Below are 8,573 nucleotides of genomic sequence, written 5' to 3'. Positions count from 1 at the left end.
TCTTATGGAGAAGGAAATAGGGAAGAATACTATTTTGAAAGGATGATAGTATGAATTCAATTAACGATATGTTGCTTAGTTTGCCCGGTATCTTGATGGCAATTTCATTTCATGAATGTGCACATGCTTATGTAGCTCATTTGATGGGGGATGATACAGCAAAAGATGCAGGTCGAATCTCCATCAATCCTGTTCATCATATTGATCCGTTCGGATTTTTGATGTTGTTGTTTTTCCGTTTTGGATGGGCTAATCCGGTTCCTGTTATAGAAAGCAATTTTCGAAATAGAAAACTGGGTAGTTTTTTAGTTTCGATTGCAGGTGTTGCAATGAATGTTCTGTTGGCAATGGTGCTAGGACTTATGTTTAAAGTGCTTTCTCCGGTGATTCAGCAGGAATCTTTTGATACAATCATGACACTTGCAGTCTATATCAATATATATTTTGCTGCGTTCAACTTAATACCAATTCCTCCGTTGGACGGATATCGTATTTTATCTTTGGTACTACCTTATTCAGTAAAATATAAGCTCTATGAGTATGAACGTTATAGTTTTATTATATTGATTGTCTTGCTTTATAGCAGAGTTATTTATATTGTGTTGACTCCAATGGTATTTGTCATTTCCAAAATTGTATTCTCAGTGACAGGTTCGTTAATATAACAAGGAGAATCGACAATGGAGTACAATGTTCAAACGCAAAATTATGAAGGACCTTTCGATTTGTTGTTGGAACTGTTACAGAAAGATAAAATCAATATCTGTGATATTTCAATTGTTGAAATGACCAATCAATATATGGAACAACTCAAAGAATTGGAACAAGTTTTGGATATGGAAAAGATGACCGATTTTTTGGATATGGCTGTAAAGTTGTTGGAAATTAAGTCAAGATACTTGCTTTATCTACAAAGTTCGACAGAAGAAGAGGAAGAGGATCCGACGGAAGAAATCAAGCGTTCTTTGGAAAAATACAAGGCTTATCGAAATGTAGTCAAATATCTGTCTGCTCGAAGTCTTCCACTAGAGAATTACTATACTGCGAAACCTCAGGAAGTATATATCGATCAATATTTGGATTTGCAGAATGTAACATTAGATAGTTTGTATGAATTTGCACACAGTGTGTTGGAGAGAAAAAATGAAAATCCGATTATGATTAGCTATAAGACAAGGTCATTAGAGGATAAGATAGAAGAAATCAGAGAGTCCATAGAATGTGGCAAAATATATTCCTTTTCTGATTTGTTAATTTCCAAAGAGAAAGACGATTGTGTTGTTACTTTTTTGAGCATTTTGGAAATGACACATTTGAAAGAAATGAAGTTTCGTCAAAGAAATTTGTTCGGTCAAATAGAAGTGAAACGAGTGGAGGAGCAAAATGGAGCTAAAACAACTATGTAGTATTATAGAGTCCATTCTTTTTGTACGTGGTGAGGAAGTTCACTATGATGAAGTGGTGAAAATCATTCGTGAAGGGAATCCGGAGGTTGATATTACAAAGAAAATGGTATCAGAGGCAGTAGTGTTGTTGCAAGAGAGGTATAAGGATAAGATGTCCGGATTGACTTTGCTTTGCACGAAAGAGACATTACAACTTGCAACAGTTCCTGAAAATCATGGTTTTATGGAAGTGATTACCGTACAGAAAAGAAAGAAAAGCTTGACACAGTCTGCCATGGAGACGCTGAGCATTATTGCTTATCAACAACCTGTTACTAAGTTAGAGATTGAGGAAGTACGTGGTGTGAAGTGCGATTCGACCATTCGTGTGTTATTGGACTATGGTTTGATTCGTGAGGCGGGTAGGTTGGATCGAATCGGAAAACCTATTTTGTATAGAACAACACAGGCTTTCTTGGTTCAATTTAATCTGAAAGATATTTCGGAATTGCCGAATTTTGAACAATTTATCGTGGATGAGAAAGAATTGAGCTTGTTTGATGAGGAACAAGCATCCTCCTATCATCATACTGAAACTCAATAGAATGATTCGATGATTTCGTGTTAAATGAAATGTTATAGATACTGATGAAAGTGATGAGAGATTCTAAGAATAGGAAAGAAACAGAGGAAAGAAATATCCAAAAGTATCACGTTCAAAGATTAGATTTGTTTTATTGTTCATGCGGGTTTCGTATAACACTTTGAAGTATAATAAAAAAGATGTAACTGTTTTCTGATACAGTTACATCTTTTTTTGATTGGTACCATTCGTTTATTTTGCAGAAAGGGATGCCATTGTTATATAGTTGTATGGTTGATTGAAATGAGGTAAGAAGAATATATCGAGTAGAGAAAGTCTGTCAATGGTCACTTTTTCTTGAATTGCAAGTGAGAACATGTGGATTCCCATTGACACATCATATTTGGATGCCATTTGTGCACCCAGTATTACTCTTGTGTTCTTATCATAAACAATTCTAATTTTTACAGAAGGATTTTCTGTTTCAATAAATCCAGGTTTTTGAGTATCATCAAAATCGGTGTATTCTACATCGATTCCTAATTTTTTAGCCTTAGATACAGTTATTCCTGTAGATACCATTTTTAAATCGTAGATACAGATTCCGTTAGAGCCTTGTACTCCTAAAGATTCCAATTCATGTCCGGCCGCATTGTGTGCTGCTACAATACCGCTTCTCAGTGCATTGGATGCAAGAGCAATATAGTTTGTGTTATCAATTGTGTTATCAAACACAGTTGCACAATCTCCAATAGCGTATACATCTTTGATGGAAGTTTCCTGTTTTTTGTTTACAACATAAGAACCGTTGCGGAACAGTTCCAAACTGTCTTTTCCCAATTCATTGTTCGGTCTAAAACCAATAGACAACACTACCATATCTGCAGGGATTTCCTTTTGATCGGTGACAACAGCAGTTACTTTGCCATTTTCACCTTTGATTTCTTGGACTGTTTGTCCAAGTTCAAGATGGATACCGTTTTCTTTTAGATTATCCCTCATCAGAGTTGTAAACGGTTCATCGTAATAAGCCGATAAACAAGTGTCGGCAATATCCACCATTGTGATATGTTTTCCGTGACGTTCAAATGCTTCTGCAAGTTCTACACCGATATATCCTGCACCGACAACAACAATGTTTTTGATATCAGGATTCTTGATTTTTTCAATTACTTCCTGTGCATTTTGGTAGAGTTTTACCTGTTGCACATTTTCCAAATCCTTGCCTGGAATATTCGGAATAATCGGTAGCGAGCCGGTTGCAAGAATTATCTTGTCATAGGAATCTTCCACGCTAGAACCGTCTTTCAAAGTCGCAGATAGTTTTTTGCTTGCAAAATCAATATGATTTACGGGAGATTCCATATACACTTTTGCACCCAATTGTTCTAAAGATTCTTTGGTCGCATAGAATAGTCCGTCCGGTTTTGAAATTTGATTTCCAATCCAAAGTGCCATTCCACATCCTAAGAAAGAAATATTGTTATTTTGATCATATACAACAACTTCGTGTTCCGGATAGTTCGACAAAATTGTTTTGATTGCTGCTGTTCCAGCGTGGTTTGCACCTACTACAATAATTTTACTCATAAGATTTACCTCCAAAATGAAATAATGATTTTCATAAAAAACTGTCATCTAAATATAAATAGTAATAATAATTATTATCAATATTATACTCTTATTATACACATATTTTGTTTTATTTCATCATTTTTTTATATTTTTTCAAAAAAATGAAATAATCGAAATGAAATTCGTTTGAAAATGATGATGTGGCAATCAAATTGACATATACTACAGGATTCTTTCAACAATAATGAGACAGTTTTTTATTTGATTGTGAAATGTTAGCGCTTTGTTTCAAATCCTTATTATTAGGATGGATACAAGGAAACTACTCATCCAATATCATAACTATTAAACAGATTCGGTTATTTGTTGAAATAAATCCATAATCTATTTTGAAAGTAATTTTACAATGAGCCGTCAAACAAATTCAGCTGTTTGATTTGTTTTTCAATTTCATCTAATGTATTTCGATAGGTTTTGAATGCAGTTGGAATAGGATATTTCTCTTTCAGTTCTTCTTTTGTAGCCCATACCGTTTCGGATGACAAGATGAGTTCTGAGATTGTTGAAAGGAGAGAAGTTTGGAACATAGAGGAAGACTCCTTGTTATTCAAAAGAATGAAGTATCCGTTCATCCACCATTCGATATGTGTAAAAATATGCTTAGATGGTGAAAGAGGTGAAACTTGTTTGATATAGGAAGAAAGGGGAGAAAACAGAGTTTGACATTCTTCTAAAGTAACGGAATGTGAGAGGGAAGGAAATTCCCAAAGACCATGTAGCAAGCCTTTCTGTTCTCTTTTTTGTATCAAAATATGTTCCTTGCTGTCCACAAACAGAAGGATTGTTTTTTCTTCTATCTTTCGTGCTTTTTTTTTCTTTTTGACGGGTAAAAAACTTTGTTTTCCGGTCTGATATGCAAGACACATTGTACTCATTGGACATTCAGCACATTTCGGTTCTCCGTTCGGTAAACAGATGATAGCACCCAGCTCCATCAATGCTTGATTGAAATGATGAACTTCCGTTACCGGAATGAGTTGTTGCACAAGCTCGGTCATTGCTTGTTTTGTTTTATTTTCTGTAATATCTCTATCGTCATCTGTGATTCTTGAAATGACACGCATGACATTACCGTCAACGGCAGGAACCGGTTGATGAAATGCAATGGAAGCAATTGCACCTGCAGTATAAGGTCCTATTCCGGAAAGTGTGATAAGTTCATGATAGGTGTTTGGAAGTTCTCCATCGAACTCTGTGATAATTTGTTGAGCTGCTTTTTTTAGATTTTTCGCCCGATTGTAATATCCAAGTCCTTCCCAAAGTTTGTGCAAGACATCGTCCTCTACTTGAGAGAGGGAGAGGATGTCCGGAAGAGTTTGAATGAATCGTGCGTAGTATTCACGAACTGCCTCAACTCTTGTCTGTTGCAACATAATCTCAGAAATCCATACATGATATGGGGTAGGATCTTCTCGCCAAGGCATATATCGTTTGTTGGCATGATACCAATTTAAGATACTTTTTTGAAAATGTAAGATAGTAAAGGGAAGTGTTTTCAAAGCAGTCTCCAATCTGTCTGTTGTAACTCAATAATTAAATATTTCAATTATGATGAACCAATAGTTTAAGCCAAATTTTTGAAGTGATATGTTATGTTTAAGCTAATCACTTATTTTGTTACAGTGTAACCTATACCCATGGCAGGACGGTATCAAAAGAAAAGTACAATTTTTTATGCTTTATTGATATAATGGAAAGAGTACATAAGTTATATAAAAGGAGGAATCGAGATGTTATTAAAAGTATTGATAGAAAATACAGCTTGTTCAGAAGAATTCCATCATGAGCATGGATTAAGTCTATATATTGAGTCAAATGGAAAAAAAATGTTGTTTGATGTCGGTGCAAGTGAATTATTTTATGAAAATTCAAAAAAAATGGGAGTTGCCATGGAAGATGTGGATTTCTTGGTAATTTCTCATGGTCATAGCGATCATGGTGGGGGACTGGAAAGATTCTTAGAAGCAAACAAGAGTGCAAAGGTGTATCTACCTCCTCGTGCATTCGAAAAACATTATTCTCTGAGAGTACAGAACAACCCTGTTTATATCGGATTAAAAGAGGAATTGGAACACGAAAAGCGACTTATTGTCATGAAAGAGGGATTGACCGAATTGGAAAAAGGGTTCTTTGTGTTCTCGGATGTTCCGTTGAAAGAGGCGACACCTCAATCAAATCAGTTTTTATTTATGGAAAAAAACGGAATTTTGGAACATGATACTTTTGAACATGAGCAAAACTTGGTTATTGAAGAAGGAAACAAAAAAATTGTGATGACAGGATGCGCACATAACGGAATCGTAAATATTATAGAAGAGTTCAAACAGTTATTTCATTGTGAACCCGACACAGTTTTGGGGGGATTTCATTTGAGTAATCCGGCAAATGGAGAACCGGAAGATCCTGATAAGCTCAAACAAGTGGGAGAGTATTTTTTGCGTCACAAGACAAATTATTACACTTGTCACTGCACAGGACTTAAAGCATATCAGTTATTGAAAAACCAAATGCAAGACAGAATCAACTATCTTTCTGCCGGAACAGAGATAGAATTGTAGAGAACTTTAAGTTAAGAAAAATGCTTAGAAGTATTTGGTGTTATCGTGATTTTTATAGTTGAAGCAGAAACTTCAAAATTGATGTCGATATAAGAGAAAAGATAGCATTTAGGAAGTTTGGACGAAATCACTCAGTTTAATGAAAAATGATTGATCTGAGGTTATCGTAATGATTGCCGTCTTATGATCTTAGGTAGAATTTACAAAAAACAGAGTTATCTTCTTTTTTTGGGGTATCAATCATATTGAGTAAGAAACTGTTTATAGTATCAATGGAGTAATGTGAAATCAGTTAATAGATGAAGTAGTTAAGGAGGTTGTAATGAACTATATTTATGAAGAAAATCGTATTTTTGCAAACAACGAAGAAGGAAAGTTGGTTGCAGAGATTACATTTAGACATATTGAGGAAGATGTTATTGATATTGATCATACCTTTGTGGATGAATCATTGAGAGGACAGGGAATTGCAAATCAGCTGATGCTTGAGGTAAACAAACTGTTGCATGAAAAAAACTGGAAAGCAGTACCTACTTGTTCTTATGCAGTAAGATGGGCAGAGGACGAAACACATGATACAACACATTTTTTGAAAAAGTAGAGAAACAAACAATAGATGTAAGGAAGATAAAAGTAAAGTAGATAGAAGTTAAAGTAGATAGAAGAGAGCGAGAGATAAGACCGATATCAAACTTATAAGGAGGATGAACCTTATGACAGATATTGGTGTAGATGGCAACTGTCGTTCTCTTTTTTTGTCTTTTCTGTGGGTACTTTGACAAATAAAAAAATACTAAAAGAACTGTCGTAACGTCGAATGACAGAGACAGTGAGTGAATAAGTCATCCTATGAAGTATCAAAAGATAGCAAATTCAAAGTGGTTTAATATAAAAATGCCTTAAGCGTGGTATAATAAGATTAGTTGTCGAAAGAGGAATCTTAGAATGTATGGAGGTTAAAAGAGTTATGAGTTATGATCTAATGGTTTTTGAAAAAACGAAAGCTCCCAATAATAAGATTGAATTTATGAAATGGTATGATGAACAAACGGAATGGAACGAAGATCACGATTACGAGTCAATAGAAGTAACCTCAACGAATCTAAAGAATTGGTTTATGGATATGATAAAAATGTTTCCACCAATGAACGGAGAATTTGCTCCTGAGGATGATGAGATTGAAAATAATGAGGAACTGGAAAGACATCTTACAGATTATTGTATCGGCAGCGCTGTGATATATACAGGTTTTACTTGGTCGATAGCAGAAGAAGCGTATAACAGTATGCTTCACTTTGCATTAAAACACGATGTTGGATTTTTTGATGTCAGTGGCAATGGTGATATTGTACTCTCTGACGGTAAAAAGTTAGATTAAGAGATACAATCATCTGTTTGTTTTATTCGAAAGATGAAATGTGAGCTATAATACTAGTAGTTACGAAACAGTAAATCAAAAAGGTTTACTGTTTTTCTATTCTAAAAAACAAATACAACGATCTATGCTTAAAACAAAGACAAAAAATAAAAGTGTAGAAACCAATTTGAAGGACAGATACAGATAAGAGATACAGATAAAAGATAATTTTTCTTCTATAAGCAGATCATCAAAGATATTGAATCCAAAAAACAAACTGGAAACAGATATTCAAACGAGTGGTAGGAGAAAGATACAAGGATAAAGTAGCAAAAGATAGTAAGAAAGAGGAAGGTGATTGAATATGGAAAGAAGTTTTGTAGATTTTTCTGATAAATCATACAAAATGGAATGAATATTGGTTTTTAGTTTTTAACGAATATACCAAAAAAGGATATGTTAACAACAATTTTTGAAAAATGGTATGATTAACATGACAAATTATAATGATACAAGACCTGCAAAAAATTGTTTCTTTGAGAGGAAGATGTTTTTTGGAGAAACGAAGAAGAAATCGGGAGATAATTTGATTTTTGTTCGGATAGATTATATAATTTAAGGACAGTATGTCGTTGTTCTTTTCGTTTAGGAAGCACTTATTTTGTGTCATACGACAGAAAAAATCGAAGAAGTTTGATGTCCAAAATTAGATTGGATAGAGAGAAATGTTACAGATTGATAAATAGAGGAGAGATTTTGTGGAACAGGACAAAAGAGAGGGCTGTTATTCTGCTATTTTGGTAGGAGTGGATTTTGGGAAAAAGAGTGAAGTTTTTGCAAAGTTTGAAGACAGCATGAAAGAGTTGGAGGAGTTGGCACAGGCTGCTGAAATCGAGGTAGTCGGTCAAATGACACAACCGAGGGATACCGTTGATGTAAAGTACTATATTGGAAAAGGAAAAGTGGAAGAACTGAAAGAATTGGCAGAGAATATGCAAGTCAATTTGGTTGTGTTTAACAACGAATTATCCGGTTCCCAACTTCTCCTTTTCCAA

9 protein-coding genes are annotated in these 8,573 nt (G+C 34.6%); 7 read left to right on the top strand and 2 right to left on the bottom strand.

From position 1 onward, the window contains the following. Positions 1–50 precede the first annotated feature (50 nt). The 3 genes from ACO5GE_RS07340 to scpB are packed head-to-tail and all read left to right on the top strand — an operon-like array spanning position 51 to position 1,989. Positions 51–665 (top strand): site-2 protease family protein, encoded by a 615-nt coding sequence (locus ACO5GE_RS07340; protein WP_484830268.1) that lies wholly within the window; start codon positions 51–53, stop codon positions 663–665. Between the two features lie 15 nt (positions 666–680). After that, positions 681–1,406 carry a segregation and condensation protein A gene (locus tag ACO5GE_RS07335; protein ID WP_484830267.1) on the top strand — a complete coding sequence of 242 codons (726 nt, stop codon included), beginning with the start codon at positions 681–683 and terminating at the stop codon, positions 1,404–1,406. Next, the gene (scpB, locus tag ACO5GE_RS07330) at positions 1,384–1,989 is read left to right on the top strand and encodes an SMC-Scp complex subunit ScpB (RefSeq protein ID WP_484830266.1); all 606 of its coding nucleotides are present in this window, start codon (positions 1,384–1,386) and stop codon (positions 1,987–1,989) included. The genes ACO5GE_RS07335 and scpB overlap by 23 nt, the downstream gene beginning before the upstream one ends. Before the next feature lie 231 nt (positions 1,990–2,220). Here the strand turns inward: scpB and nox are convergent, their stop codons facing one another. Together nox and mutY are read right to left on the bottom strand one after the other, a co-directional pair. Continuing rightward, a complete protein-coding gene (gene nox / locus ACO5GE_RS07325; protein ID WP_484830265.1) occupies positions 2,221–3,558 on the bottom strand; it encodes a H2O-forming NADH oxidase in 1,338 nt (445 codons plus the stop codon). Between the two features lie 386 nt (positions 3,559–3,944). Beyond that, the gene (mutY, locus tag ACO5GE_RS07320) at positions 3,945–5,102 is read right to left on the bottom strand and encodes an A/G-specific adenine glycosylase (protein WP_484830264.1); all 1,158 of its coding nucleotides are present in this window, start codon (positions 5,100–5,102) and stop codon (positions 3,945–3,947) included. Positions 5,103–5,333: 231 nt separating this feature from the next. Between mutY and ACO5GE_RS07315 the strand changes: the two genes are divergently transcribed. The 4 genes from ACO5GE_RS07315 to ACO5GE_RS07300 form a co-directional block, all read left to right on the top strand. Next, on the top strand, positions 5,334–6,161 hold the full coding sequence (locus ACO5GE_RS07315; protein ID WP_484830263.1) for an MBL fold metallo-hydrolase: 828 nt from the start codon (positions 5,334–5,336) through the stop codon (positions 6,159–6,161). 295 nt (positions 6,162–6,456) lie between these two features. After that, positions 6,457–6,762 (top strand): GNAT family N-acetyltransferase, encoded by a 306-nt coding sequence (locus ACO5GE_RS07310; protein WP_484830269.1) that lies wholly within the window; start codon positions 6,457–6,459, stop codon positions 6,760–6,762. 366 nt (positions 6,763–7,128) lie between these two features. After that, complete coding sequence (locus ACO5GE_RS07305) at positions 7,129–7,539, top strand: hypothetical protein (RefSeq protein WP_484830262.1); 411 nt, start codon at positions 7,129–7,131, stop codon at positions 7,537–7,539. 737 nt (positions 7,540–8,276) lie between these two features. Next, the coding region (locus ACO5GE_RS07300) for an HflX-like GTP-binding protein (RefSeq protein ID WP_484830261.1) at positions 8,277–8,573 on the top strand (297 nt) is incomplete at its 3' end.

This window comes from Filifactor sp. (assembly GCF_057248345.1).
The sequence above is the reverse complement of the archived record's forward strand: the minus strand, read 5'-3'. Positions and strand labels throughout refer to the sequence as shown.